Genomic DNA, 468 nt, shown 5'->3' with positions numbered 1-468 from the left:
AAGTTCGCTTTCTTCGATATTTTCGTGCGATAAGAGGTCCAACGGCCCTCAAATTGGTTGTTATTATAGCCGTCCTCGCCACCTTCCACTTCGTCGAAATAAATGGAATCCCTATAGATGAAGAAGTCGGAAGTGAGTCGACCGGCAAAGAAACCCGAACCGCGTTGGTTGACATCCTCATTCAACTGATACTGCGCTTTAAGATGATATCGTTTTATAAGACTGTCAGATTCCTCGTTCGGTACAAAGGAATGAATGGTTATGCCCCCTGTGAAACTACAGAGGTTCTGCTTTACTTTGCTCTTTCCTTCCACGTGATAATACTGTGGTTTCACAGGGTCTTTATAGATCGTGTCAAAGTGCATATAGAGCCGTTGGCCGTTACCGATGTAGCCTAAGAAGTCGTTCTCCATCAGCACCTGGCTGTAGTCATAGCGCAGAAGTTGTGCTTTGAGGTTGTCGTTCGGC

1 pseudogene is annotated in these 468 nt (G+C 45.7%); it reads right to left on the bottom strand.

The annotated features are described in order from the left end of the window. Positions 1–468: pseudogene (locus tag HMPREF2983_RS03755) on the bottom strand (hypothetical protein); the annotation flags it as partial.

Source organism: Prevotella sp. HMSC077E09, assembly GCF_001814685.1.
Lineage (GTDB): Bacteria > Bacteroidota > Bacteroidia > Bacteroidales > Bacteroidaceae > Prevotella > Prevotella oris.
Note: the sequence above shows the minus strand (reverse complement) of the source record. Positions and strands in the feature narration are given on the sequence as shown.